This is a genomic window from Rhodobacter maritimus (assembly GCF_058747975.1).
In genome coordinates, this window is record NZ_CM179095.1 from 3,017,572 (window position 1) to 3,041,806 (window position 24,235).

Here is a 24,235-nt window from a genome sequence, read left to right on the forward strand (position 1 = left end):
CGGTAAAACCTTGCGGTCGGGCAAAGAATTGTGTTCACGTCGCCAGGTTCATTGCCGTGGCGGTGCCACCATGCAAAGCCCCCGCGCACGGCGTTGTCGGAGTATTCAGGTTGCAGTTCAGCTTTCCCCCCCATGTGATCCGCGTGAATATTCCCGGCCAGGCAGAGCTTCTGGCACGAATCGGAGCACTTTTCGAGGCGCGCGAAGGTTTCGCACTTGCCACGATCAACCTTGATCACCTTGTGAAACTGGCCTCGGACCCGGCCTTTCGCGCCGCCTATGCGGCACATGACCTGATCGTGGCGGACGGAAACCCGATCGTGTGGCTGTCGCGGCTGGCGGGCAAGCCGGTCGAACTGGTGCCGGGGTCGGACATGGTTCTGCCGCTTGCCCGGCTGGCACGCGACAAGGGGGTGACGGTTGCCCTTCTGGGCAGCACGGATGCGGTTCTCGAACAGACCGCCGCCGATCTGGCCCGCGAAGTGCCCGGGCTGAAGGTCGTGCGCCGCATCGCACCGCCTTTCGGTTTCGATCCGCAAGGGGCCGACGCGGCCGCGATCCTGACCGAGATCGGTGCATCGGGCGCGGGGCTGTGCTTTCTGGCGCTTGGCGCGCCGAAGCAGGAACTTCTGGCCGCGCGTGGACGTGAACTTGCGCCGCAAACCGGCTTCGCCTCGATCGGGGCGGGGCTTGATTTCATCGCGGGCACGCAGAAGCGCGCGCCCGTCTGGGTGCGCCGCCTGGCGCTGGAATGGGTCTGGCGGATGCTGTCCAGCCCGCGCCGGCTGATCCCGCGCTACGCCAAATGTATCGCCATTCTGCCCGGTCAGACCGTTGCCGCCCTGCGGCAACGCGGCGAGGACTGATCACCTTCACTTGTATTCGATGATGCGCGAGGCACGGCCGAACCGCCGCTTGAGGTGGTATTCCAGAACGCCCAACATTTCGGGGATCTTGCCCAAGGTGGAAAACACCCCCACGACAAGCGCCATGCGCGCGCCAAGCGCCCTGTTGCGCCAGGCCAGCCGCACCGCCTGCGCAGGCCATGCCAGCAATACCAGCGCCCCCCAGGGCCCGACAAGCACCATCGCCAGAAGTGCGGCCACCGGAACACCAAGCCCCCAGACCAGCGCACGCCGGGTCTCGGCGACCCAATGCCGCTGGGGGCCGCCGCCATGCAGTGCGGCACCTTCGGCAAAGGCGTGCCCCGCCCGGCGGGTGCGCCGCCACCATTGCCCGAAGCGGGTGATCGCCGCGTCATGCCAAGTCATTTCCTGCCCGATGCGCCAGATCTTCCAGCCCCGTGCCCGCAGGCGCAGGCACAGTTCGGGCTCTTCGCCCGCGATCAGACCGTCGCGGTAGCCGCCGACCTCAAGCAGCGCATTGCGCCGCATCAGCGCATCCCCGCCGCAGGCAAGCGCCTCGCCCACGGGCGTGTCCCATTCCAGATCGCACAGATGGTTGTAGATCGAGGCTTCGGGGTGACGTTCGCGGCGGCGGCCGCACACGACCGCCACGGCGGGGTTCGCATCCAGAAATCCGCGCGCGGCCTCAAGCCAGCCCTCGCGCAGCGCGCAATCGCCATCGACGAACTGCACATAGGCCTCGCCCTCTTCCGGGGCGCCCTCCGCCAGGGCGGCAAGCCCGGCATTGCGCGCCCGTGCGGCGGTGAACGGCTGCGCGAGATCCAGCATCACCACCTCGGCCCCGGCGGCGCGGGCCGCCTCGGGGCTACCGTCGGTGGAGCCTGAATCCACATAGATGATCCGGCGCGCGGCCCCGGCCATGGATGTCAGGCAAGCGACAAGGCGCCCACCCTCGTTCCGTCCGATGACGACAGCATCCACGACGCTGGGGCGGTCTACAGAAGCCATTGCCTGCCTCATTTGTTTCCGATCGGGTTGCGTTTTGCGCCACACTGCCACATCTGGGTGGTTCTAGGCCTTTCTTGTCCGGTATTGGTGTATTAAGCAACTGCAGCAGACGCGAATCTACCCAGCGGGCATTTTCGCCCGCCGATCTGCGAAAGCAAATTGAGTGAGCGAATACGCGTGAATGATACAGGCAAGTCCTTCTCTGCTTTTTCGAATTACAGGCAGGGATCCGAATTGATGTTCAAGAGCCGCAATATTCCGGAGGCTGATCCCATCGTGCAGAATCCCGACAAAGCCGAGGTCGACCGCGCGTGGGAAGAGATCCGCACCTACGAGTTGAACCCCCTTCACCTGGAATCGAACCGGCTGGTCAGCGCCTCGCGCGAGAATCCGGCCTCGGTCGCGTTTGACGTTCTGCGCACGCGGCTGTTGCATGCGCTGAAATCCCGCGGCTGGAGCCGCGTCGCCATCACCTCGCCCACGAAGGGCTGCGGCAAGACCTTCGTGGCCGCCAACCTGGCCTTCAGCATCGCGCACAAGCCCAGCACCCGTGTCGTCCTGATGGACCTTGACCTGCGGCTTCCAAACCTTGCGCCGACGCTTGGCATCCGCGATGCGGGTAATATCGCGCAGGCGCTGCACGGAACCGTTCCGATGAACGAGCATCTTTTGCGGATCGCGCCGAACCTGGCGGTGGGCCTGAACAAGGCCTCGGCGCAGGACCCGGCCGAGCTGTTGCAAGAACCCGACACGGCAAGGGCGCTTGACGAAATGCGCGCCGCGCTGCAACCCGATGTGGTGATCTACGACCTTCCGCCCGCGCTTTTGTGCGATGACGTGCTGGCCTTCCTGCCGCAGGTCGATGGCGTGCTTCTGGTGGCGGACGGGCACAGCACCCGCGCCAAGGAAGTGGCCGCCTGCGAACGCCTGTTCAAGGACCAGACCGAGCTGCTGGGTGTTGTGCTGAATCGCGCCGAAGACAGCGAAACCGACCGCTACGGCTATTACGGCAACTAGGCCGTTATAGCCGCAGCGTTCTGGATCAGCTCAAAACGTGCCGTCGAAATGGCGGCTGAAGGTCACGAAAAACACGTCCGACTTCGCCTCGCCCATGCCGACATCGCGCAGACGGTGGCGATAGCCGACATTCAGGCCCCAGCTGTCGTCCAAGAGATAGCTGTAGGTAAGCCCGATGTTCGAGCGCTCTTCCCGCGCCCCGGTATCGAGGTTTTTCAACCGGCTGGTGCTGAGCCCAAGACCAAAGCTGGACACCTCGTTGATCGGAAAGACATAGCTCAGCGCGGCTTCGGTCAGCGTCTCATCGCCATCCGTATCGCTGAAGGTGATGTCACGATCCAGCGACACTCCGATGGTGCCCACGGAGAGGACCTGACGGTAATCAACCGAGCCGATCGCCTCGGTTTCACCATGCGGGCCGCGCGCTACGCCGATGCTGCCCAAAAACTCTCCGTCGGGAAGCTCGAACCGGCGGCTGACGCTGAGGCGCGAATTCGTCCCATCCTCATCGGTATCGGAAACGAAGGACAGGCCGACATCGCCGGTCGGCAGGTCATGGGTCAGCAGGAACGATCCGTCGATGCCATTTTCCCGTGCGACCACCCCGGCGATTTCCTCACGCACCCAGGACGGGCCAACCTCGGCCTCAAGGCGCAGGACATCCGAGAATTCGTGCCGGACGCCAAGCGCCAGATCGGTGGTCTGCTCCTTGCGCGGGATCGCCTCGAACTCGTTCAGGCGTTCATGCCCGAGGCGCAGGAATACATCCGTGGCAGGCGAAACCGAGAAACGGGTTTCCGTATCGATGCTACGGCGCAGGTTGTCGAACAGATCGGGGCTTGTGACATCTTCATAGCGACGATCAAGATATGTCGCGTCGATGGTGAAGCCGATCAGGGAACTTGTACCCAGTTCCAGCCGGGTCGAGAAGAAACGATCCTCCCGCCAGCCGCCGCCACGCAGATCGTCAAGGTCAGCCAGCAGATCGGGGATATCCGGGTCGCCAAGCGGATCGTCCAGCGGACGGATGAAGGTAATGTCGGAACGGATATAGCGCGCGCGGGTTTCGAAAACCGCATTGGCGCCTTCGCGCGTATAGGCGAAACGGACATCCGGGTTGTCGAAATCTGCACTGTCGGTGCGGGTCGGAACGTCAAAGCCGCGGATCGCAAGCCCCAGACCGAAATCGAGGCGGCTGATGCCGTTATCGGTCTGCACACCAAAATTGAACCGGGTCGTGGCAATCGTGCTGGAGCCGGGGCTGGTCTCGTCAAGATCGAGGTTGCTGTCGGTCTCCAGCCGCTGGCTGATATCGAAGGTCAGCAGCACGCCCGAGCGCGGAAACTCCTGACCAGCCGCGGGCACGACCATCGCGCCAAGCGCACCGGACGCGATGATGGCAATACCAGCAACGGAATTGCGCCCTTTCAGGGTCAGCTTCATTTCGGCCCGCCTAGCTTGCAAAGGTTATTCGAACAACCGACGGGTCGGCACGAAGACGACATCGCCGCGATGCATCACATAGTTCTGCGTCAGCGATTGGCCGCTCTCAAGGGCGCGCATGTCGATCACATAGACGGTTTCCTGTCCGGTCTTGGGATTGGTGCGGCGCAGCTGAACGCGGTTCTTGGCGGCAAAGCGGGTCATGCCGCCGGCCTGGCTGATGAATTGCAGAACCGTGGTGCCAGGACGCATCTCGATCGCGCCGGGGGTTTCCACCTCGCCCAGGGCGAAGGACTGGACGGTGCGCGGCGGCAGCGGCTCGATCGGTTCGGCGCGCGATGCGAGCGAGACGAACACGCTCGGCGGGGCGGCGAAGTTCGGCGACAGCGCGCCCACCAGCGAACCGCTGAGCTGATCGACCGTGCGGCCAGCCGCGCGGACCGTGCCGATCTGCGGAAGCGAGATCTGCCCGTCGGGCATGACCAGCGCGTCACGGTTCAGACTTGGATCCTCGCGCACCTCGACGCGCAGCGTGTCGCCGCGCTGGATCTTGTATTCCTGTGCGAATGCAACCGAGTTCAGAGAAACGGTCGCCAGCAGCGTTGCCAGCATGACAAGCAGAGTTCTCATGTTCATCCCCTTCGAGCGCGCCTCTTGCAGCGAGTTCGTTCTATACCAACGATTCCCCCACCGCACGGCAATAATGTGACGGTGTTGCGGCTTTCGCACACATACCCCTCGGCAGCTTCATGCGGAGCCGGGCCTATTATTACAGCAATTACAAAGACCTCTTCCGCTAGGTCAAGGGCTGCTTTGCACCTGCGGCAAAATTCGCAGAACGATTGTTTCCCAATTGCTGCCGAATCACGCGAATCACGGCGGAAGGCGCCACAAGAATTAACAGACTTCGGCGCAGGGCGCGCCTGCCGGGAATCTGCGGCAGCACCCCGCCCGATCGGCCGCTGGCCCGCGCAAACTGGGAAGGCGGGCCGCCCCTTGTTTCTCTTCCGGCCTGATCTCGAATTTTTCAACCTATGGTTGTTGCAATTTCGGCAAAGTTCTGCCTGAATCACTTCACGACCTGCGCGCCAATCCGCAATCCGGGCCAAACCGGCGGATATGAGGCGGAGACACGCGCACAATACTGGTCATACTAAGGAAAGTTTAACCCTTGGGGCCGATTCTGCCTTGGCGCCATGGACGAGTTCAGGAAGAAACCGATGCCTATTGTGATTGCGGGATTTGGCACTTTTGCAGGCGTTGCGCTGATGGCTGCCCTTGTCGCCGGCGGTCTGCCCCTTTGGGTTTCGGTGGTCCTGTTCCCCCTCGCGGCCGCGCTCGGTTCTCTGCTGCTCGCGGTGGGCGTGTATTTCTGCCGCCTCCGGCATGAGCGGGGCGGCAGAACCAAGGGGCAGCTTCAGTTCTGAACTATTGCCCACCAGCAAGGAGGGCGGCGTTTCCGCCCGCAGCGGTGGTATCCACACACAGGTGCCGTTCATAGGCGACATGGCCATGATCTGGCGCTCCGGTGATCAGCGGCAGGATGGGCCCGTCGCGGCGGGCAAGCGCACAGGCCAGGGCGCGCGCATCCCCGCCCCACCAGATCACGCCTGACAGCCCCGCAAGGGTTTCCAGCACGGATGGTGCAACCCGGCCGTCCACCCCCACGGCGCGGCCGCCCAGCCCCTCGACCAGCGCGATCTGGCGCCTGACGGCCTCGGGACCGGGGCCCATGCACAGGATCGGCTCGCGCGCGAAAAGGACAAGGCGGTTCAGCTCTCCGGTCGGGCCGGGCATCAGTTCCTCTGTGATCGGGGCGGCGGGCGCCGGGGCGGCAAGCGCGCGGCGCAGCAGGGCCAGATCGGCCTCCTGCGCCCAGTCCTGCGCCACATCGCCCCCGCGCCCTTCCGGCGCGGTGCCGAAGCGCGGCAGATAATGCGGCCCGCCCGCCTTTGGGCCGGTGCCCGACAGCCCCTCGCCGCCGAAGGGCTGGCTGCCCACGACGGCGCCGATCTGGTTGCGGTTGACATAGACATTGCCGACGCGCAGCGCGTCGAACACCTCTTGCACGCGGCTGTCGATGCGGGTGTGCAGCCCGAAGGTCAGCCCGTAGCCCGAGGCGTTGATCGCCGCGACCACCTTGCCGACATCGCCCGCGCGGAAGGTCGCCACATGCAGGACCGGGCCGAACACCTCGCGCTCCAGATCCGCGATCCCGTTCACGCGCAGCATCGCGGGGGCCACGAAATGGCCCGTGGCCGGGGCGTCAAGCCGATGCAGCAACCGCCCCTCCTGTTCGGCGCGCGCGACATAGCCCGCGATATCGGCCTGCGCGGTCGCGTCGATCACGGGGCCCACATCCGTTGCCAGATCCCACGGGTCGCCCAGCACAAGCTCGTTCATCGCGCCCCTGATCATCTCGATCAGATGCGGGGCCACATCCTCCTGGACGTAAAGGCAGCGCAGCGCCGAACACCGCTGCCCGGCCGAGCGGAAGGCCGAGGCGACGATGTCGCGCACCGCCTGTTCGGGCAGCGCGGTGGAATCCATGATCATCGCGTTCAGCCCGCCGGTTTCCGCGATCAGCGGCGCGCCGGGGTCGAGGTTCTCGGCCATCGCGTTGCGGATGCGCCGCGCCGTCGCGGTCGAGCCGGTGAAGACCACCCCCGCCACGCGCGGGTCCGAGGTCAGCGCCGCCCCCACCGTCGCCCCGTCGCCGGGCAGGAATTGCAGCGCGCTGCGCGGCACCCCGGCCTCATGCATCAGGCGGACCGCCATGGCGGCGATGACGGGGGTCTGCGCCGCGGGCTTGGCCAGCACCGCATTCCCTGCCGCAAGCGCGGCCGAGATCTGGCCGGTGAAGATTGCCAGAGGAAAGTTCCACGGGCTGATCGCGGTGATGATGCCACGCGGCGCGATCTTGCCCGAAGCCTCGGCCTGACCGGCATAGTAGCGCAGGAAATCCACCGCCTCACGCAACTCGCCCACGGCATCGGGCAGGGATTTCCCGGCCTCGCGCGCAAGCGTGGCGAAGATCGGGCCGAAGTCACGCTCATAAAGCCCGGCCGCGCGGCGCAGGATCGCGGCGCGCTCGGCGGCCGGGGCATCCCATACCGCGGCCGCGTCGATGGCGGCGGCGACGGTTGCCGCATCGGCCTCGGTCACGGTGGCGACAGGGGCGCCACTGGCCGGGTTCACCACGTCGCGCGCCGCGCCCGTGCCCTGCCCCGCAACGATCGGCGCGGCGTCCGGCAGGGCCACGCCTTCGCGCATCGCCCCGATCCGGGCCAGCGTGGCCGCATCGCTCAGGTCGAACCCCTGAGAGTTCCGCCGGTCCGCACCGAAGATCGACTGCGGCGGCACCAGGCCGGCCGGGGCCTCGGCCGCGGCCAGCCCATCGAACGGATCGCGCGCGATATCCTCGGGCGTCACATCCTCATCCACGATCTGGTTCACGAAGCTGGAATTCGCGCCGTTCTCCAGCAGCCGCCGCACGAGATAGGCCAGCAGATCCCGATGCGCACCCACGGGGGCATAGATCCGGCAGCGCGTCTTGCCCTCGCGCAGGACGATGTCGTGCAGACGCTCGCCCATGCCATGCAGGCGCTGGAATTCGTACTCGACATCGCCCGCCATCTCGAGGATCGCGGCAACGGTATGGGCATTATGCGTGGCGAATTGCGGATAGATCCGGTCGGCATAGCCCAGCAGCTTGCGCGCATTGGCGATATAGCTGACATCGGTCGCGGTTTTCGAGGTGAACAGCGTGAAATCGGGCAGCCCCTCGACCTGCGCCCGCTTCATCTCGGTATCCCAATAGGCGCCCTTGACCAGGCGCACCATGATCTTGCGGTCAAGCGCCGTGGCGATCTGGTAAAGCCAGTCGATCGCCAGCCCCGCGCGCTTGCCATAGGCCTGCACGACCACGCCGAAACCGTCCCAGCCCGCCAGCTCCGCATCCGACAGGACCGCCTCGATCACGCGCAGCGACAGAACCAGCCGGTCCTGTTCCTCGGCGTCGATGTTAAGCCCCATCCCGGCCGCTTTCGCGCGCCGCGCCAGATCGCGCACGACGGGCACCAGTTCGGCCATCACGCGGGCTTCCTGCGCGACCTCATAGCGCGGATGCAGCGCGGACAGCTTGATCGAGATCCCCGGATTGGCCTGAACCGAGCCCTTGGTGCAAGCCCCCGCGATCGCGTCGATCGCCGTGGCATAGGCGCGGGCATAGCGCGCGGCGTCACCCGCGGTCATCGCGGCCTCGCCCAGCATGTCGTAGCTGTAGGTGAAGCCCTGCGCCTCGCGCGTGCGGGCACGATCCAGCGCCTTGGCGATGGTTTCGCCCAGCACGAACTGACGCCCCATTTCCTTCATCGCCCGGCCGACCGCAGCGCGGATCACCGGCTCGCCCAGCCGCTTGATGGCGCCGCGCAGCGTGCCCGCAAGGCCGGGCTGATCGTCGTCCAGCACCCGCCCCGTCAGCATCAGCGCCCAGGTCGAGGCGTTGACCAGCGAGGACGAGGCCTCGCCCAGATGCCGCCCCCAGTCCGAGGGCGCGATCTTGTCCTCGATCAGCGCGTCGATCGTGTCGCGGTCGGGCACGCGCAGCATCGCCTCGGCCAGACACATCAGCGCCACCCCTTCGCGCGTCGACAGCCCGTATTCGGCCAGGAACTGCTCCATCAGCGTGGGGCTGGCCTCGGCGCGGATGCGCCGCACCAGATCCGCCGCACGCCCGGAGATCGCCTTGCGCTGCACCGCCGGCAGGGCGGCTTCGCGCACAAGCGCGTCGAGCACCTCGGATTCGGGGCGGAATTTCTCGGCGGACAGCGCGGTCCACAAGGGGTCTGCGACGCGGGACGGGGTGGGCATCGGATGCTCCTGCTCGGATGGGTGGCGATCCCTGATGATAGCGGGCATTCGCTGGTCATGTTGCCCAAAGATAGGCAATCAGCTATGCTTATCGTCTGTATTTGCCGTCAGAAATCATACCATATGCCTATCAAGCTGGATCAGATCGACCGCCGCATCCTTGAACGGCTGACCCATGATGCCCGCATCCCGCTGACGCAGCTTGCGCGCGAGGTGGGCCTTTCCAAAACGCCCGTGGCCGCGCGCATCAGGCGCCTTGAGGATGAGGGGCTGATCACCGGCTATCGCGCGATCCTGTCGCCGCTGAAGCTCGGCCTCAGCCATGTCGCCTATGTCGAGGTGCGCCTGTCCGACACGCGCCAGGGCGCGCTGGACAAGTTCAACGCCGCCGTGCGCCAGATCCCCGAGGTCGAAGAGTGCTACATGATCGCCGGCGGGTTCGATTACCTTCTCAAGGTGCGCTCGCGCGATATCGCGGATTACCGGCAGATCATGGGCGCGAAAATCTCGGCGCTGCCGCATGTGCATGCGACCTCGACCTATGTGGCGATGGAAGCGGTGGTCGAGCAGTCGGCAACGCCGATCTGACCTGCGCGTGGCGGTGCGCCGTATCCTCGCATCGCCACGCGCAGACAAGGGGGCGAAGGGGCCCCTTGAACGGTTAGCCGATCCGCTCGATCCGGGCCGGCAGGCCCTGCCGCACCGAAGCGCCCGAGATCGGATCGACCCAGACCCCGGCCTGCGGGCGGGTGGGATCAAGCATGCCCAGATCGTTATGCGACACGCCCGCCGCAAGCCGCGGGTCGGCGGGCATCGTGACGCCATCGACCGTGATGTCCGCAGCCCCGAAGGCGCGGTGCCCGAAGCCATGCTCGATGGCGACCGTATCGGGCGCCACGCCGTCGCGCACCACCGCCACACTGGTCAGGCTGCCCCCCGGCGTCGAGAGGCGCACCATGTCGCCCGTGGCGATGCCATGCGCCTCGGCCAGGGTGCGACCGATATTCACCGGATTGGACGACACGATGCGCAGCAACGCCTTGGCCCCGACGGAATAAGAGTTCTGAAGCGGCGACTTGAAGCTGATCACCGAGACCGGCCATTCGCTTTGCGGATAATGCCCCGACACTTTCGAGCCATCGGCGAACTCCGCCTCTCGCCATGTCGGCACCCCCGGGGAACGCTTGCCCGTCAGCGCGTTGCGGGCACTGCCGATGCCTTCGTTATAGACCTGCAGCGGCTCGCTCCAGGCATGGGCGGCACGTTCTCCATCAAAGCCCTTGTCGCCGTTCTCGTAACGTCCGCCCTTGGCATAGACCATGGCAGCCTTACGCCATTCTCCGGGTTTCAGCACGGCCTCAAGCGCATCCCGGATCCGGTCGACGCCGGAAACCGAAATGTCGTCATCGCTTGCATCGGGAACGGGCTTGCCGATCATGGCCACGTTGACCGCTCCGCGCAGATACCAGTCCTCAGGACGATTGAGCGGATGCATCACGCCATCCGCATCGGGGATGGCCTCATCGCCAAAGCCCGGCAGACCCATCCGCTTGGCAATCGCGATCAGGAACATGTCGCTGTCGATCGGCACCCCCTCGGCCGTGCGCCCCACCTTGGGGTCCACCACGGGCCAGCGGGCCGTTGTCATCTTTGTAGCGACACCGCTCCAGGGTTTGGCGAAGCCCCAACTTTCATACATCACCGTATCGGGCACAATATAATCCGACAGCGCCGTGCTTTCGTTGATGAACGGGTCGATCGAGATGATGAGCGGCACAATCCCTGGGTCTTTCAGCTGCGCGACCATATGCTCGATCCCCGGAATACCGTAGACGGGGTTGGCATTGCGCAGGATCAGCGCCTCGATCCCGTAGGGATACCCCGTGACGATGGAAGAAAACCACTCTGTCGCAAGCCCCGGCGCATTGGGATACCATGGGCCATCGGCCGGCCAGGGCTTTCCGGCCGCCTTCTTAACCTTGAACTCGCTTGTCTTTTCGTAGGGGACGTTGCGGCCAAGCGGCAGGCCGCCGGCCTTCAGCGCGCCGGGAAAACCGGCCAGGTCGTAGGCCGGACCCTTGTTGTCGGGGAAGCCTCCGCCCGCAACGACCGTGCCACCCTTCCAGTTGAGGTTGCCGATCAGCGTGTTCAGCATCATCAGCGCATAGGTATTGTAAAAGCCCGACCCGCTCATCATCCCGCCATGCGAGTTCACCGCGGCCTTGCGGCCGTGGCTGGTGAACTCATCTGCAAGGGCGATGATCGTATCGGCCGGAATGCCGCAAGCGGCGGCGTATTCCCCGATGCCGCGCGACATCGCCTGTTCGCGCAGAAGCGTCAGCGAGGTCTTGACAGCCACGGGGCCGCCCGCGGTCTCGGCCAGCCCGTCGAAATAAAGCGGCGCCGCGGTCGCGCCCGCGGCTACCGGTCCCGCATCCGACGCGACAAGGAAGGGATCGGCCTCGGAATAGGCCTCGCCCCCGATGTCCAGACCGATATCGGAACCGCGCAGGAACCGGCCCATGCGGGGATGCGCCTCGTCGACGATCACCAGATGGGTCGCGTTGGTCCAGCTCAGCTCGCCCGCCGCATCGGCGGCCACTTGGCTGGGCTGGGCAAGGTAGGTCTCGTTGATGCGCCCATTCTCAAACATCCAGGCCATCATGCCCATCGCCATCGCTCCGTCTGTACCGGGCTTGATCGGCAACCAGCGCGCGCGCGCGTCGGACGGACCGCTTTGGGCGTTGTTGAGTACTGGATCGACCACGACATAGGACAGGTCACCCTCGGCGCGGGCCTGTGCCACCAACGCGCCCACCCGCTTGAACGGATTTCCCGCATTGCCCGGCGCGGTGCCGACGAACAGGATGAACTCGGACTCGCCGAAATCGGGCTTGGCGTGGGGCATGCCTTTCACATCGTTGAACATCGCCCCCGAGCCCGAGCGATACGACCCCCCGCAATAGGAACCGTGGCGCACGTAGTTGTTCGATCCATAGGCCTGCTTCAGCCAGCGGGTATTGATCAGGTCGCGTCCGTCATTGACCGAACTGAGCATGACCACGCCATTGGCACGCGGACCGAATTCCGGGGCGCCGGGCTTGATCGGGGTTTCCAGATCGCGGATCTCGCGCAAGCCCGCGACATGGCCCTCGCCGAACAGGTCGCCGCCCTCGACCACCTCTTCGACAAGCTGCTCGAAGCTGATCGTCTGCCACTTGCCCGAACCGCGCGGCCCGACCCGCTTGAGCGGTTGCAGAACCCTGCGCGGATTGTCGAGTTGCTGGAGCACCGCGTTGCCCCGCCCGCAGGCGGTCGAGCGGTAAAGTTGGCCGTCGCCCTGTCCGGCATGGGCAATGGCGCGGAAGCTGTCGCGCACCGGGGTTTCATAGGGCAGTGCGGGATCGGTGCTGAGCGGCGAATACGGATTGCCCGCCACACGCAACACCTTGTTGGTTTTCTGGTCGACCCGTACCCGCACGCCGCACATCGTCGTGCAGCCGATGCACATCGTGTAGCAAACCCGCTGATCGGGATTGAGCCCAAGATCGCCGGTTTCGGGATCGACCGAGAATTCCGCGGCCACCGAATTGCCGGTCAACGCGGCGTCCGGCACGGCACCGGCCCATTTTCCGCGGGCCAGTTTCCTTGCCGTTTCGGCATAGCCCGCACCGAAGGTGGCCAATGCCCCCACGGCAGCTGCGCCCTTGAGAATATTGCGACGAGTGGACATCTTTTGATCTCCTCAGAATGAGCTGACAGGACGGGCGGCAGGCAGGCTGCGCCGCGGGGCCATGGCCTCGGTCCAGGGGATGAAGGTGGTGTAGACGATCAGCAAGAAGAGCCAGAGCCCGAAGGTGCCGATCACCCCCATCAATCCTGCAATCCCGCCCGGCAAAAGTGCGTCGTAAAGGCCCGAACCCACCTTGGGCACCGCTTGTCCGCCCATGAAGACGGTCCAGCGGAACATCCATGCCGCATGGATCGCGACCAGTCCCGTGAACCAGCCCGTGCCGCGCGGCATGACGAGCGCGATCACCATCGGCACCGCGACCGAAGCCGCCCCCCAAAGCGCGATCCGGTGCCAGACCGGGAACCCCGCGACAGATGCCAGCGCGTCGGCATGGCGCGGCGAAAGCCCTGACAATGCCAGCCCAAGCCATGCCGCCCCCAACACCGCCACCGCCGCAAGCGCGATCGCCAGATAACGGTTCAGTTGCGCTTCGAGCCGTGCCTCATGGCCCAGAACACGCTCCAGCACCAGCATGACCCCAAGCGCGCCTACAAATCCGGTCGCGGCAAATTGCAGCGGAAGGAAAGGCGTGTTCCACAGCGGGCGTGCCCGCACGATGGCAACCTCCATCCCGGTATAGGCCAGAATACCCAATGCCGCGACGGCAGCGCCGACCCCCAGATACCGGGCAAAGCCATTGGCCGCGCCCCCAAGGCTGAGAACGCGGAACAACCACGCCAGACGCCAGGTTTCCTGCCCCCGGATATGGAAGAGTGGGCGATGAACGGCCCATGCAAAGCCAAGCAGAAGTCCGACATAGGCCGGCACGACCCATGCCCCCCAGGCCATCCAGGAGGTCGGGTTGGTAAACGCGTAGAATTCCCAGAAACGGAACGGCTGGTGCAAATCGGCCAGAAGCGCGATCGGCGCCGCAATCCCGGTGGTGACCGCCACGATCAGCGCCAGCCGGGCCCGCGGCAGCGCATCTTCGCGCCCCGAAACGAAGCCCGGCAGCGCCAGCAAAAGCGCCGCCGTCGAAACGGCGATCAAGAAGAAATACTGCACCGCCCAAGGCAGCCAGGCTGCCTCGTGGACCGTGCCGACAAGCTCATGGATCTGCACCTGCATCACGCGCCCTCCCCGTGGCGGGTCTCGGCCATGGCGGCAGGGCGATAGGCGGCCTCTCCGGCCACGCGCCCGTCAAGCACATCGTCCAGACCGATGTAATAGACATTGGGATTGGTATGCATCTCGGGCCGCAGCACCGAGACCTCGTTTTCTGTCAGCATCCGCGAAACTGCGCTGTCGGGATCGTTCAGGTCGCCAAAATTGCGCGCACCGCCCACGCAGGTCTCGACGCAGGCGGGCAGCAGCCCCACCTGCGTGCGGTGGAAGCAGAAGGTGCACTTGTCGGCGACCTGGGTCTCATGGTTGATGAAGCGCGCGTCATAGGGGCAGGCCTGGACGCAATAGGCGCAGCCCACGCATTTCGACGCATCGACCAGAACCTCGCCGCTTTCGGCCTTGAACGTCGCCTCGACGGGACAGACCGGCACGCAGGGCGGGTTTTCGCAATGGTTGCAAAGCCGCGGCAGCATGACCATGGCCGGATCCTGCCCATCCCTGACCAGTTCATAGACCGAAACATGGGTGCGGAAAGCATCGTCCGGGACATCGTTTTCCATGATGCAGGCAACCGTGCAGGCCTGACATCCGATACATTTGCGCAGATCGACGACCATTCCCCAATGCGGGGCCTGGCCGGCAGGGGCGGCTTCGGCGGACTGGCTGGCACCGGCCGCCGAAGCGGCGGCACCGATGGTCACCTTGCCAAGCGCGCCCAGAAAGCCGCGGCGGGTCGTGTCCATTGGCTGATCCTTTCTTGTGGCTCGGCCTAAGACTAAGCCCGCATGGAAAGAGGCGATATTGGAGGAAACCCGAGGGGCTTAGGGGTAAACCCCTAGATTTCGCTACCCCGGCCGCGACATCCCGCCGCAACCGCGCCTTCCGTCCCGAAGAACACAATTCAGGCGAAATCCTAGTGACAAATGTTCGCGCTATCGGAGAAGGTCCTGCGCCGTTTCATCTTTTCGGGCCTTGTTGCCCTGTGCCTGATCGCCCTTGCCCCCGGCGGAAGCTCCCTTGCCCAGACCGCCGGCCCGATCGCCACCGCAAATGAGCGGCTGATCTCCGACGTCAGTGGCGCACTCGATGCCTCGGATTATACGCGTCTCGAGCAGATCCTGGCCGAAGCCCATCGCAAGGCCGTCGAGACGCGCGATTTCAAGCCGCTGCGCGCGACCTACAGGACACTTTTCGCCGTCACGCACCGCGACCGGCTGAAACAAGGCGGCGCATGGCTCGCGGCGGTTCCCGGCTCGCCCTATGCCGCGACGGCATTGGCCGCGCAGCACTACCAACGCGTCCACGATTTCCGCGGTACAGCCATTCGGCGCTATGTCTCGCCCTATGCCGCGACCCACTACGCGGCCGAGCTCGACCGCGCAGGAAATGGCCGAACTGGCATTTGAAAACAGGGGGGGATTTCCTGCCCGCGATCGACACATTGCTGCGGCTGCGCCGGTCAGGGGCCAATGACCATTCCGTCGTGTTTCTGGTCAACCGGGCGCTTGATGTCGCGCCGGGGCGTTACGCCCTGCTTCTTGGGCTTGAGGCGCTGGATCCAAGCTGGGGAGGCAGCCTTGCCGAAATCGCCGGGCTTTGTGCGGGCGCCGCCTCAAAGATCCCCGACTACAGCGAGGACCTGTGCATGATCGACACGGTCTTCTGGCTGGACCTGTATGGGAATCTGCGTTTCGCGGCGCTGAAACTGCTTGAGAAACGCGACGAGGAGTTTCTCGGCTATGCCCGCCTCCACGCCTACTTGAACGAATGGGGCGACCGACCCGAAGCGGCACGGGAAGCCATGCGGATCGTGCGGGCGCAGGGCGGTGACACCAACGCATTCACCCTGAGCGTCATCGCAACCCAGTTCGGGCAAACGGATTTCTACGACGAGATGATGGTGAAGGCAGAGCAGGCCCAACGTGTGCGCCTGCTCCACTCGCCGCAGGACAGCAGCACCCTTCTGTCGCTGGCCGAAGACCTGCTGCAAAAGGATATGCGGGGGATTTGCAGGCGGCCCCGGCAGAATTGCTCGACCTCTGGCGCGAGACGCTGGAGCTTTCGGCCTATCGCGGCGATGTCTGGCTGCTGGGCAGCCACTTCGACAGCGCCGTGAACGGTTTCTGGGATTTCGAGCGGCGCAAGCCTTTCTTCGAGAATGCGGTCTATTACAGCAACTACCGGCCCTGGGCATTCAGCGAATACATGGTGTTCCTTGGCCAACTGCACGATATCGCGACAAACCCGATGATCCGGCTGCCCGACGGCATCGAATTCGACGACGAGAAGGTCGGAGCAGCGACATCCTGTGAGTTGGTGCGGGCGCTGCGGTTCTTCCAACAGGCCTGCGAGATCGACCCCCGCGACAGGGGGGGCCGCACCTTCGGTGTCGTCGAAGTGGCGATCGAGAAGGCCAACAAGCTGATGACGCAGGACAGCTGCGAGAACGAACGCACCGCACCGCTTGAGGATCTGGCCTGCAAACCGGTGCCGGTGGCGCATTTCACAGCAGTAGCAGGCAAGTAGGGTACCTTAGTCGGCAACCCATCCAGCCGCCACCAGCAGCCGCACCAGATCGGCAGCGCTGGTGGCGGTCATCTTGTCCATAACGTTATGGCGGTGGATCTCGACCGTCTTCTGGCTGATCCCCAGATCGGCCGCGATCTGCTTGTTCAGCCGCCCGGCCAGAACGGCGCGCGCGACCTCTGCCTCGCGCGTGGTCAGGCTTTCGATGCGGCGAGCCAGCGCGGCACGCTCGCGCTCGGCCCCGGCACGGGCACGGCTCTGCGCGAGGGCCTCGTTGATGCGGCCCACCAACGCCATTCCGTTCACGGGCTTTTCGAAGAAATCCATCGCTCCCGCACGCATCGCGCGCACCGCCATCGGCACATCGCCATGGCCGGTAATCATGATGACGGGCAAGGGACAGCCGCGGCGGCCCAGCTCGTCCAGAAGCTCAAGCCCGGTCATGCCGGGCATGCGGACATCGGCCAGAATGCAGCCCACCGTCTGATCGCCCAGCCGGTTCAGAAGATCGGCCGCGCTTGCATGATCGCGCGTCTCAAGCCCCAACGACGAGAGCAGGAACCCAAGCCCCTCGCGCGCGGCACGGTCGTCATCGACGATATGGATCACGGCCTTTTCGCTCATGCCTGCACCCTTTCCGGCAGCCAGATCACCACCCGCAAACCCGGACCATCGCGGGGCGTTTCCGCCCGCATCCAGCCGCCATGCGCCTCGACGATAGAGCGGGACAGTGCCAGCCCCAGCCCAATCCCCTCGGCCTTGGTGGTATAGAAGGCCTCGGCAAAGTGGTCCATCGCAGCGCTGTCCATACCCTGCCCCCAATCGCGTACCGAAAGGCATACTCCCGCGCCCTCGGCGGGATCGGCACGCCGGGTGGCCTGGATCGTCACGCAGCGATCCTCGGGCGGGGTTTCGCCCATCGCATCGAAAGCGTTCTGCACGATGTTCAGCAAGACCTGTGTCAGTTGCACCTTGTCGGCCATGACAAGCGGCAGATCGGGGTCGCAGGTAACCTGAACCTCGATCCCGGAACGATGCGCCGGTGCGTAATAGAGCGCGGCGCATTCTTCAAGCAGATCACACAGCGCCATGGGCGCCATCTGGCTTTCTCGCTTGCGCACGAAGGCACGGATGCGCCGGATCACCGTCGCTGCGCGCCCGGCCTGCGCAGCGATCTCGCCCGAGGCGCGTTCCATGTCCTCGGGGGTGAAGCGCCCCGCCTTCAGCCGCACGAGACAGCCCTGCGCGTAGTTCGAGATCGCGCTGAGCGGCTGGTTCAGTTCATGGGCAATGGACGAGGCCATCTCGCCCAGGATCGACAACCGCGCCACATGGTCGAGTTCGCGCCGGTGCAGTCGGTCGGCCTCTTCCGCGCGCTGCCGCTCGGCCATCTCTTCGACAAGGCGGGCATTCGCTTCGTTCAGCGCGCGGGTTCGGCGGCGCACCAATGTCTCGATCCGCACAGAATAAAGCGCCCAGAAGGCAAGAGCAAAGCCAAGCCCAATCAGCCAGTCCCGGTAATCGGCGATGAATTCGCGCAAGGATACCGGGCCGGTGCGCGCATAAGGCCCGATCTGAAGCTTGCGCAGCAGGTCGTGCACGGGCTGGTAATCCAGCGGCACGGTCCAGCGGTTGCCCTCTTGCATCTGCAAAAGCGCCACTGCCACCTGTTTTGCCAGTTCCGGGGGCGTGCGGGATGTCTTGGCAAAGGGCCAGCCGGGATAGACCGGGCTTGAGACCGCGCATGACGTATCCGCGGACGGGCGCAGCGCGAAGGCGTGCAGTGCCCCGTAACGGGCGGGATCGACGCGCTGCAATTCCTCCAGCGTACAGGCGCGCAGAACCGCCGCGTCGGCCTGACCGTCAAGCACCGCCCGAGCCGCCGCCTGCATCGGATAGCCGGTCACGACCAGATCGACCTTACCCGGAAGCGCGGTATCGACATCGACCATCTCGGACCAGATCAGCTGGAACCCCCCAAAGGCCTCTGGCGCGATGATGGCAAGGCGCCGGCCCGAAAGATCGGCAAGATCTCGCAGCCCTCCGGCTGTCACCAATGTCGAGGCGACGGGCTGGTCATCCTCGATCGTGGCGATACGGCTGATACGATAGCGATATTCCAGTTCGGCATAATTGCCGGGATTGGTCAGCACAAAATCCAGCTCACCATCGGAAAGCGCCGTTTCCAGGCGATGGATATCCAGCGCCTCGAAACGGAAATCATGATCCGGCAGCGCGGCATCCAGCGCCCTTTCCGTGGCGTCCCAATGGCTCAGGGAATGTTCCGAACCCAAGTAGTCCAACACCCCGATACGCAAGATCTGCTCGGCGCGCGCAGGCACGCAGAACACCAGCGCCACGCCCAGCACAGCCATCGGCAATCGCCCGGCCCGCGCCTTGGTCGGCCACCAGATTGCGGGTAGAAATCCTGTCACGTCCGCTTTCCTGCCCCGAACGCCCGGTCAGCGACCGGGCCAGCATGCGAGCCAGATGAACAGATTGCACCGCCATGGTCAAACCGGCAGGGCTGGCTATGAGCGACGCGGTGGCGGGGCGCGACAGGTGCCGACGGCTGCACCCGGACATGCTATTCTTCCCTCCGGATTGCAGCGAGGAGGGGACGCGATGCCCGGCAAGCAAATCGCGGTGGAAGCCATTGTTGCAGCCCCGGTCACGGTGACATGGCAGGCATACACGACGCCCGGAGACATCACGCACTGGAATGTTGCATCGGATGACTGGCACCGCCCTTCGGCATCGGTGGACCTGCGCGAAGGCAGTAAGTTCGTGTCACGGATGGAGGCACGGGATGGTGGCATGGGCTTCGATTTCGACGGCACCTACACCGCAATCGTCCCGCATGAGCCCATTGCCTATACATTCGGCGGGCGCGAGGCCGTGGTCTAATTCAGTTCCGCGGAAAACGGCATATCCATACGTGTGACCTTCGATCCCGAAACTGAGCACTCGTCCGAACAGCAGCGCGACGGCTGGCAGGCGATCCTTGATAATTTCGCCCGCCACGCCGCGTCGAAACAGACCTGAACGACAGCCGCGCCAGATCGATCGTGTCGGGCGCGGCGCCCCTGTTCAGCGAGCAAACCGCATGGGCAGGGTAAACGAATAGCTCGCCTCGCCCAGGCCCTTTGGTGCGGCGGGAAACCGGCCCGCCGCCCGCACGGCCTTGATCGCGGCCTCGTCCAGCGCGGCATTTCCCGAAGACCTTGCCACCGACACGCCCGAGAGCGCCCCCGCCCGGCTGACCGTCAGGTGAACGGTCACGGTGCCAGCAGCCCCCTGAGCCGCCCGGGGATAGGATTTCCGCCGTTCGATGCGGCTGCGGATCGCGGCCCCCCAACCGGCCTTCAAATCGTTGACGCGCGCCTTCGACAGGGTGGCCGACTGGGCCGACCCACCGACGCCGGCCTGAGCACCGCCACCCGATCCGGCGGCCTGCTGCGCGGGCCGGGCTGCGGCGGCGGGCTGCTTTTTCTTTGCCGCCGGTTTCGGCTCCGCCTTGGGTTTGGGTTTCGGCTTGGGCTTTTCCTCCACCTTCTCGGGCTCGGGTTCCGGCTTTGGCGGCGGAGGCGGGCTGACCGAGGGCAGCGCTTCGGACAGTTGCGGCACTTCAAGCGCCTCGGTCATCTGCACCGGCGGCGGGGCGATCTCGGGCGGGGTATCAAGGCTTGGAGGGGGCTCGAAGGCCTGCGGCACCTCCGGCTCGGGCGGAGTTTCCTCCACCACTTCCGGCGGCTTGTCCCAATCCTCGACCAGTGCCGCGATCGAGGCATCGGCAGCCTGAAGCGACACGAGGTCTTCGCCCCCCGCACCGGCCGAAACCGCCCCGGCCTCGTCCGGCCGAAGCGCGAAACCCGCCATATGCAGCCCCAGCGCCGCCGCGACCGCAAGACCAGCCTGCCAACGCCCCCCAGTCATGGCCCGTCCCCGGATCTGGCCACCAGTTCCATCTGCGCAAAGCCGAGTTGCGAAAGCTCGGGCAGCAGCGCGGCAAGCCGGGCTGCGGGAAGCGCGGCATCGGCACGGGCGGTCAACCGAGCAGGCATCGCCACGCAATCGCTTTCGGCGCAATAGGCCTCGCGCGCGGCGCTTAGGGCGGCAAGCGCCGCCGCCTCTCGTGCCTCGCCATAGCCAAGCGCACCCTCGGGCCCGACATAAAGCGTGAACTCGCCCTGCGCCTCGGCCTCGGCCTGTGCCTGGGGGGGCAGAACCTCGAAGGGTTCGGGCGGGGTCATGCGGGCCGAGATCAGGAAGAAGATCAACAGAAGGAAGACCACGTTGATCATCGGCAGCAGGTTTTCCTCGCGGCGGCGGCGGGGGGCGTCCCGAAAATCCATCGCCTACTCCACCAGAACCAGACGGGTGAACCCGGCCGCGGCCAGATCGTCCATCACCGCGACAAGGCCCTGCAACGTCACGCCGTCGCGCGGGCGCAGGACGATCGCGTCATCGGGGCCCTGCATCAGCGCGGACAACCCCGCCTCAAGCGCCTCGGGGGCGATGGCGACGCCGTTAAGCGTCAGGCCGTCTTCGCGCAGCTCGACCAGGCGCGGCGGGCCGGAATATCCGCCCCCCGCCCCGGCCGCCGCCAGCGGAAGGGCGTGATCGACACCGAAACGCGAGGCCAGCATGAAGAAGACCAGCAGCAGGAACACCACGTCGATCATCGGCGTCAGATTGGGCCGCCTGCGCGGCCTGTCCATACCGAAAGAAATCATTCCGCGGCCTGTCTGATCCGGTTTTCGACATGGGTGCCGTGCAGGATGCGGGTCGCGGCATCCTCCATGTCATGACGCAGGCCGTCCATGACGCTTTCGAACCAGGTCAGCGCGACCGAGGCGGGAATGGCCACCGCCATGCCCGCGGCGGTGGTCAGAAGCGCCTCCCAGATGCCGCCGGCCAGGGTGGCGGGATCGGCGCGGCTGCCGGCTTCCTGCAAGGCCTGGAACGCCGCGATCATGCCGGTGACGGTGCCCAGCAGGCCCAGAAGCGGGCCGATCGTCGCGGCCAGTTCAAGCCCGCGCAACCCGGCCCGCGCCCGGTTCAGAAGCTTGCGCGCGACGCGCCCGGTTTCGGCCTCGGCGGCCTCGCGGTCCAGCGCGGGGTTCAGCGCGGCCTCCATCGCGGCATGCACAAGCTGCGCGCGCAACGACCTGCGCTTTGCCACCACGGCCACCGCATCGGCCGTCCGGCCCTTGCGCCACAGATCCAGCGCGGCCTCGCTGTGGCGCCCACCCGACCATGCCCCGAAGGACATCAGCCGCATCGCCTTCCAAAGGATCAGCGCGATGGTGGCTACGGACAAGACGGCGATGGCCCACATCGCAAGGCCACCCATATCAAGAAAGGCAAGCATGCGGCCAAGCGTGTCTTGCATGAGCGGGGCGGATGTCGGGACTGCGGGTTCCATATGCACTCTCTTGAGGCTTCTCTTATGCTGCTACTGTTCATGACTGATTGCGTCAACGAAACATGCCATGACGCGACACAGTGCCACCGACCAACGGATGTCGGCGCGCGGCCTTCCTTAGCATGGGCAGGCGGGGCGGCACACCGCCCCGCCGCGGTTCAGAAGCGATAGTTCGCCGTCAGGCTGACGGTCCGGCCCGGCGCTTCCACCGCGTCGATCGCACGACCAGGGAAATCTGGATAGGTGCCGCGCGCGACATAGGTTTCATCCAGAAGGTTATCGATCGCAAGGCGCAGGGACAGACCATTCATACCCACCGGCGTCCATTCGCCATAAAGGTCGATCACGGTGTAGTCGGGCTGCGCCAGATATCCCCCGGCCAGCAGCGCCACATCGTCAAGTTTCAGCGCATGTTCCACGCTGGCGCCGACAGTCAAATCCAGTTGGTCGATCCGGTGATCGGCAAAAAGCGACACGGTGGTGCCCATCGGCGCAGCATCGGTTGCACCGGGCAAGACCGTGGCACTGTCGAAGGTGACATCGGCATGGCTGATCTTGACCCCGGCGCGCCCCGTATCCCAGCCATAGGCCAGCGAAAGCTCTGCCCCGCGCGAACGCAGGTCAGGCCCGCCCAGCCGCGTCGGAACCGTGGTGAAATCATATGCCACCGGATTGTGCAGCGTGGTGTCGAACAGTGTGACAGCACCTTCCCACGGCCCGTGCTCCAGGCTCAGGCCAAGCCGGTAATTCGCGGCCCAAGCGGCTTTCACGTCGGGGTCGTAGATGTAGTCACGGGCGTGAAACAGTGCCATCTCCCCCTGTTCGAGCCCCATCCAGCTGCGCCCCGCGGAGGCAAAGACCTGCACCCCGTCCGCGACCTCGTAGGTCAGCGTCGCGTTGGCCGAAAGCCCAGAATTGTCGAAGCTCTGGCCATCCATCGCATCGAATCTCTGCTTGTCGGCCCTGATCCCCGCCGAAAGGCCGAAACCCCGGCCCAGATCGAAATCGCCCTGAACGAAGACACCCGTCTGCCGCATGCTTTCCCGCACCATCGCGGCGGGAAGCGTCGGATAGGCAAAGCGTTCCAGGTCGGTATCGGCGCTCATGAAGTCGATGCCCGCGGTGATCTGGCCACTGCCAAGCGTGAAGCTGTTCTGGAACTTGCCGCCAAAGCTTTCGCTTTCCAGGTTGAAGGCCCCCGAAGGCCGGGCATAGCCGTTATCCGGCCGGTGTAGCGCGAAATCGTTGAACCACAGCTCTGCCACCGGATCCCAGCCGGCACTTGGCACAACGGTCGAATAGCGCAGCACGGTGGTCGTGCGCCGCATGTCGTTGCGGTTCAGCGGCAGCGCACCGCCAACCGTGTCCATGTTCATGCGCAGGGGACGGATCGCATCATCCCGGCTGTGATCGACCGACAGTTCCAGCCGGTGACCTTCTTGACTGGTATAGCCCAGCTTGAACAGGCCCGAGGCAAGCGCGGGCGCGGTGCCGCCCTGTTCGGCCCCATCGCCGTTCTCGTAGGCGTCGCCCTCATGCTTGCCCAGCATCGCCAGCCAGTCCCAGGCACCGCCGCGCCCATAGGCCGCAATCGTACCCTTGGCGCCATAACCGTTCGACCCGAACCCAAGCGAGACCCGCGCGCCGAAATCCTGGCCGTCCGACAGAAGGTCGGCGGCATCCAGCGTCTCGTAGCGCAGCGCCCCTGCACCGGTAGCAAAGCCCGCATCCGCCGACGCCACGCCGGGCCGAACCTGAACCGATTTCAGGAAGGCCGGGTCGATCTGCGAGGTGCCGCTGTGATGCCAGAAATTCCCCGGCTGGCGCGCACCGTCGACATTAACGGACAGCTTCGATTCCTCGAGCCCGTTCACATGGACCCGCTGCGAGGCCGCCGATCCGCCCCCCACGGCAATCCCGCTTTCGCGCCGGAAGACATCGCTCAGCGTTGAAGGTTGCAGCCGCTCCAGATCCTGCACCGTCAGTGACACGGCGCCCGCATCCGCGGTTTCCTCGGCGTTCTGGATCACGATCGCATCCAGTTCGGTGGCCTGTTGCGCCCCCGCCATGCCCGCCGCAAGGGCAAGCAGGCTCACGCCAAGCAAGATGCGTCCGTTGGATTTCATGTCAGTTCCTTTCGATGTGCATGGCGGATCAACCCGGATCCGGGTTGCGCCAATTCCGATTCTTATTGTAAGGATTTATTTAGCCGAGCCG

Annotated in this window: 22 protein-coding genes; 8 read left to right on the forward strand and 14 right to left on the reverse strand. The window is 65.4% G+C overall.

Annotated features, from left to right (window positions below; genetic code table 11):
• Nucleotides 1-110: 110 nt before the first annotated feature.
• Nucleotides 111-866 (forward strand): WecB/TagA/CpsF family glycosyltransferase, encoded by a 756-nt coding sequence (locus AC4PTO_RS15175; RefSeq protein WP_492729864.1) that lies wholly within the window; start codon nt 111-113, stop codon nt 864-866.
• A 6-nt stretch (nt 867-872) separates the two neighbouring features.
• Here the strand turns inward: AC4PTO_RS15175 and AC4PTO_RS15180 are convergent, their stop codons facing one another.
• Entirely contained in the window at nt 873-1,874 is a 1,002-nt protein-coding gene (locus tag AC4PTO_RS15180; protein ID WP_492729865.1) for a glycosyltransferase family 2 protein, read from the reverse strand.
• Nucleotides 1,875-2,111: 237 nt separating this feature from the next.
• Here AC4PTO_RS15180 and AC4PTO_RS15185 point away from each other — a divergent pair, with 237 nt between their 5' ends.
• Nucleotides 2,112-2,891 carry a CpsD/CapB family tyrosine-protein kinase gene (locus tag AC4PTO_RS15185; RefSeq protein ID WP_492729867.1) on the forward strand — a complete coding sequence of 260 codons (780 nt, stop codon included), beginning with the start codon at nt 2,112-2,114 and terminating at the stop codon, nt 2,889-2,891.
• A gap of 30 nt (nt 2,892-2,921) precedes the next feature.
• Here the strand turns inward: AC4PTO_RS15185 and AC4PTO_RS15190 are convergent, their stop codons facing one another.
• Nucleotides 2,922-4,334, reverse strand: coding sequence for a hypothetical protein (locus AC4PTO_RS15190; RefSeq protein ID WP_492729868.1), 1,413 nt, complete (start codon nt 4,332-4,334; stop codon nt 2,922-2,924).
• 24 nt (nt 4,335-4,358) lie between these two features.
• Nucleotides 4,359-4,964 carry a polysaccharide biosynthesis/export family protein gene (locus tag AC4PTO_RS15195; protein ID WP_492729869.1) on the reverse strand — a complete coding sequence of 202 codons (606 nt, stop codon included), beginning with the start codon at nt 4,962-4,964 and terminating at the stop codon, nt 4,359-4,361.
• Between the two features lie 590 nt (nt 4,965-5,554).
• On the opposite strand from AC4PTO_RS15195, the gene AC4PTO_RS15200 reads away from it, so the two are divergent.
• A complete protein-coding gene (locus AC4PTO_RS15200) occupies nt 5,555-5,761 on the forward strand; it encodes a hypothetical protein (protein WP_492729870.1) in 207 nt (68 codons plus the stop codon).
• A gap of 1 nt (nt 5,762) precedes the next feature.
• On the opposite strand, the gene putA is transcribed toward AC4PTO_RS15200, so the two are convergent.
• The gene (gene putA / locus AC4PTO_RS15205) at nt 5,763-9,206 is read right to left on the reverse strand and encodes a bifunctional proline dehydrogenase/L-glutamate gamma-semialdehyde dehydrogenase PutA (RefSeq protein WP_492729871.1); all 3,444 of its coding nucleotides are present in this window, start codon (nt 9,204-9,206) and stop codon (nt 5,763-5,765) included.
• Nucleotides 9,207-9,329: 123 nt separating this feature from the next.
• Between putA and AC4PTO_RS15210 the strand changes: the two genes are divergently transcribed.
• Nucleotides 9,330-9,794: an Lrp/AsnC family transcriptional regulator gene (locus tag AC4PTO_RS15210; RefSeq protein WP_492729872.1), complete on the forward strand. Its 465-nt coding sequence runs from the start codon at nt 9,330-9,332 to the stop codon at nt 9,792-9,794.
• Between the two features lie 73 nt (nt 9,795-9,867).
• Here the strand turns inward: AC4PTO_RS15210 and AC4PTO_RS15215 are convergent, their stop codons facing one another.
• Genes AC4PTO_RS15215 through dsrO form a run of 3 tightly spaced genes read right to left on the reverse strand, consistent with a single transcriptional unit; the run spans nt 9,868 to nt 14,807 of the window.
• Nucleotides 9,868-12,939 carry a molybdopterin dinucleotide binding domain-containing protein gene (locus tag AC4PTO_RS15215; protein WP_492729874.1) on the reverse strand — a complete coding sequence of 1,024 codons (3,072 nt, stop codon included), beginning with the start codon at nt 12,937-12,939 and terminating at the stop codon, nt 9,868-9,870.
• A 12-nt stretch (nt 12,940-12,951) separates the two neighbouring features.
• On the reverse strand, nt 12,952-14,067 hold the full coding sequence (gene nrfD / locus AC4PTO_RS15220; protein ID WP_492729876.1) for an NrfD/PsrC family molybdoenzyme membrane anchor subunit: 1,116 nt from the start codon (nt 14,065-14,067) through the stop codon (nt 12,952-12,954).
• Nucleotides 14,067-14,807 carry a sulfate reduction electron transfer complex DsrMKJOP subunit DsrO gene (dsrO, locus tag AC4PTO_RS15225; protein ID WP_492729877.1) on the reverse strand — a complete coding sequence of 247 codons (741 nt, stop codon included), beginning with the start codon at nt 14,805-14,807 and terminating at the stop codon, nt 14,067-14,069. The genes nrfD and dsrO overlap by 1 nt, the downstream gene beginning before the upstream one ends.
• Before the next feature lie 180 nt (nt 14,808-14,987).
• Between dsrO and AC4PTO_RS15230 the strand changes: the two genes are divergently transcribed.
• From AC4PTO_RS15230 to AC4PTO_RS15240, 3 genes are read left to right on the forward strand one after another with little or no spacing between them, the layout of a single operon-like run.
• On the forward strand, nt 14,988-15,470 hold the full coding sequence (locus AC4PTO_RS15230; RefSeq protein WP_492729879.1) for a hypothetical protein: 483 nt from the start codon (nt 14,988-14,990) through the stop codon (nt 15,468-15,470).
• Nucleotides 15,467-16,180: a hypothetical protein gene (locus tag AC4PTO_RS15235; protein WP_492729881.1), complete on the forward strand. Its 714-nt coding sequence runs from the start codon at nt 15,467-15,469 to the stop codon at nt 16,178-16,180. Before AC4PTO_RS15230 ends, AC4PTO_RS15235 begins: the two co-directional genes overlap by 4 nt.
• Entirely contained in the window at nt 16,093-16,590 is a 498-nt protein-coding gene (locus AC4PTO_RS15240) for a hypothetical protein (protein ID WP_492729883.1), read from the forward strand. Before AC4PTO_RS15235 ends, AC4PTO_RS15240 begins: the two co-directional genes overlap by 88 nt.
• Before the next feature lie 6 nt (nt 16,591-16,596).
• Here the strand turns inward: AC4PTO_RS15240 and AC4PTO_RS15245 are convergent, their stop codons facing one another.
• Together AC4PTO_RS15245 and AC4PTO_RS15250 are read right to left on the reverse strand one after the other, a co-directional pair.
• Nucleotides 16,597-17,214 (reverse strand): response regulator transcription factor, encoded by a 618-nt coding sequence (locus AC4PTO_RS15245; RefSeq protein ID WP_492729884.1) that lies wholly within the window; start codon nt 17,212-17,214, stop codon nt 16,597-16,599.
• Complete coding sequence (locus tag AC4PTO_RS15250; protein ID WP_492729886.1) at nt 17,211-19,025, reverse strand: sensor histidine kinase; 1,815 nt, start codon at nt 19,023-19,025, stop codon at nt 17,211-17,213. The genes AC4PTO_RS15245 and AC4PTO_RS15250 overlap by 4 nt, the downstream gene beginning before the upstream one ends.
• 190 nt (nt 19,026-19,215) lie before the next feature.
• Here AC4PTO_RS15250 and AC4PTO_RS15255 point away from each other — a divergent pair, with 190 nt between their 5' ends.
• Nucleotides 19,216-19,497 carry an SRPBCC domain-containing protein gene (locus AC4PTO_RS15255; protein WP_492729888.1) on the forward strand — a complete coding sequence of 94 codons (282 nt, stop codon included), beginning with the start codon at nt 19,216-19,218 and terminating at the stop codon, nt 19,495-19,497.
• A 183-nt stretch (nt 19,498-19,680) separates the two neighbouring features.
• Here the strand turns inward: AC4PTO_RS15255 and AC4PTO_RS15260 are convergent, their stop codons facing one another.
• From AC4PTO_RS15260 to AC4PTO_RS15280, 5 genes are all read right to left on the reverse strand, one after another.
• Nucleotides 19,681-20,526 (reverse strand): energy transducer TonB family protein, encoded by an 846-nt coding sequence (locus AC4PTO_RS15260; protein WP_492729890.1) that lies wholly within the window; start codon nt 20,524-20,526, stop codon nt 19,681-19,683.
• Nucleotides 20,523-20,945, reverse strand: a complete 423-nt coding sequence (locus AC4PTO_RS15265; protein ID WP_492729892.1) for an ExbD/TolR family protein — start codon at nt 20,943-20,945, stop codon at nt 20,523-20,525. The genes AC4PTO_RS15260 and AC4PTO_RS15265 overlap by 4 nt, the downstream gene beginning before the upstream one ends.
• A gap of 3 nt (nt 20,946-20,948) precedes the next feature.
• On the reverse strand, nt 20,949-21,326 hold the full coding sequence (locus AC4PTO_RS15270; RefSeq protein ID WP_492729894.1) for an ExbD/TolR family protein: 378 nt from the start codon (nt 21,324-21,326) through the stop codon (nt 20,949-20,951).
• Nucleotides 21,323-22,018 (reverse strand): MotA/TolQ/ExbB proton channel family protein, encoded by a 696-nt coding sequence (locus tag AC4PTO_RS15275; protein WP_492729895.1) that lies wholly within the window; start codon nt 22,016-22,018, stop codon nt 21,323-21,325. Before AC4PTO_RS15275 ends, AC4PTO_RS15270 begins: the two co-directional genes overlap by 4 nt.
• A gap of 158 nt (nt 22,019-22,176) precedes the next feature.
• Nucleotides 22,177-24,144, reverse strand: a complete 1,968-nt coding sequence (locus tag AC4PTO_RS15280; protein ID WP_492729897.1) for a TonB-dependent receptor domain-containing protein — start codon at nt 24,142-24,144, stop codon at nt 22,177-22,179.
• Nucleotides 24,145-24,235 lie beyond the last annotated feature (91 nt).

What these genes read in the sequence shown, in the direction of transcription:
- AC4PTO_RS15180 (WP_492729865.1), bottom strand. Translation starts at nt 1,874, where the DNA reads ATGGCTTCTGTAGACCGCCCCAGCGTCGTGGATGCTGTCGTCATCGGA.
- AC4PTO_RS15185 (WP_492729867.1), top strand. Translation starts at nt 2,112, where the DNA reads ATGTTCAAGAGCCGCAATATTCCGGAGGCTGATCCCATCGTGCAGAAT.
- AC4PTO_RS15190 (WP_492729868.1), bottom strand. Translation starts at nt 4,334, where the DNA reads ATGAAGCTGACCCTGAAAGGGCGCAATTCCGTTGCTGGTATTGCCATC.
- AC4PTO_RS15195 (WP_492729869.1), bottom strand. Translation starts at nt 4,964, where the DNA reads ATGAGAACTCTGCTTGTCATGCTGGCAACGCTGCTGGCGACCGTTTCT.
- AC4PTO_RS15200 (WP_492729870.1), top strand. Translation starts at nt 5,555, where the DNA reads ATGCCTATTGTGATTGCGGGATTTGGCACTTTTGCAGGCGTTGCGCTG.
- putA (WP_492729871.1), bottom strand. Translation starts at nt 9,206, where the DNA reads ATGCCCACCCCGTCCCGCGTCGCAGACCCCTTGTGGACCGCGCTGTCC.
- AC4PTO_RS15210 (WP_492729872.1), top strand. Translation starts at nt 9,330, where the DNA reads ATGCCTATCAAGCTGGATCAGATCGACCGCCGCATCCTTGAACGGCTG.
- AC4PTO_RS15215 (WP_492729874.1), bottom strand. Translation starts at nt 12,939, where the DNA reads ATGTCCACTCGTCGCAATATTCTCAAGGGCGCAGCTGCCGTGGGGGCA.
- nrfD (WP_492729876.1), bottom strand. Translation starts at nt 14,067, where the DNA reads ATGCAGGTGCAGATCCATGAGCTTGTCGGCACGGTCCACGAGGCAGCC.
- dsrO (WP_492729877.1), bottom strand. Translation starts at nt 14,807, where the DNA reads ATGGACACGACCCGCCGCGGCTTTCTGGGCGCGCTTGGCAAGGTGACC.
- AC4PTO_RS15230 (WP_492729879.1), top strand. Translation starts at nt 14,988, where the DNA reads ATGTTCGCGCTATCGGAGAAGGTCCTGCGCCGTTTCATCTTTTCGGGC.
- AC4PTO_RS15245 (WP_492729884.1), bottom strand. Translation starts at nt 17,214, where the DNA reads ATGAGCGAAAAGGCCGTGATCCATATCGTCGATGACGACCGTGCCGCG.
- AC4PTO_RS15255 (WP_492729888.1), top strand. Translation starts at nt 19,216, where the DNA reads ATGCCCGGCAAGCAAATCGCGGTGGAAGCCATTGTTGCAGCCCCGGTC.
- AC4PTO_RS15260 (WP_492729890.1), bottom strand. Translation starts at nt 20,526, where the DNA reads ATGACTGGGGGGCGTTGGCAGGCTGGTCTTGCGGTCGCGGCGGCGCTG.
- AC4PTO_RS15265 (WP_492729892.1), bottom strand. Translation starts at nt 20,945, where the DNA reads ATGGATTTTCGGGACGCCCCCCGCCGCCGCCGCGAGGAAAACCTGCTG.
- AC4PTO_RS15270 (WP_492729894.1), bottom strand. Translation starts at nt 21,326, where the DNA reads ATGATTTCTTTCGGTATGGACAGGCCGCGCAGGCGGCCCAATCTGACG.
- AC4PTO_RS15275 (WP_492729895.1), bottom strand. Translation starts at nt 22,018, where the DNA reads ATGGAACCCGCAGTCCCGACATCCGCCCCGCTCATGCAAGACACGCTT.
- AC4PTO_RS15280 (WP_492729897.1), bottom strand. Translation starts at nt 24,144, where the DNA reads ATGAAATCCAACGGACGCATCTTGCTTGGCGTGAGCCTGCTTGCCCTT.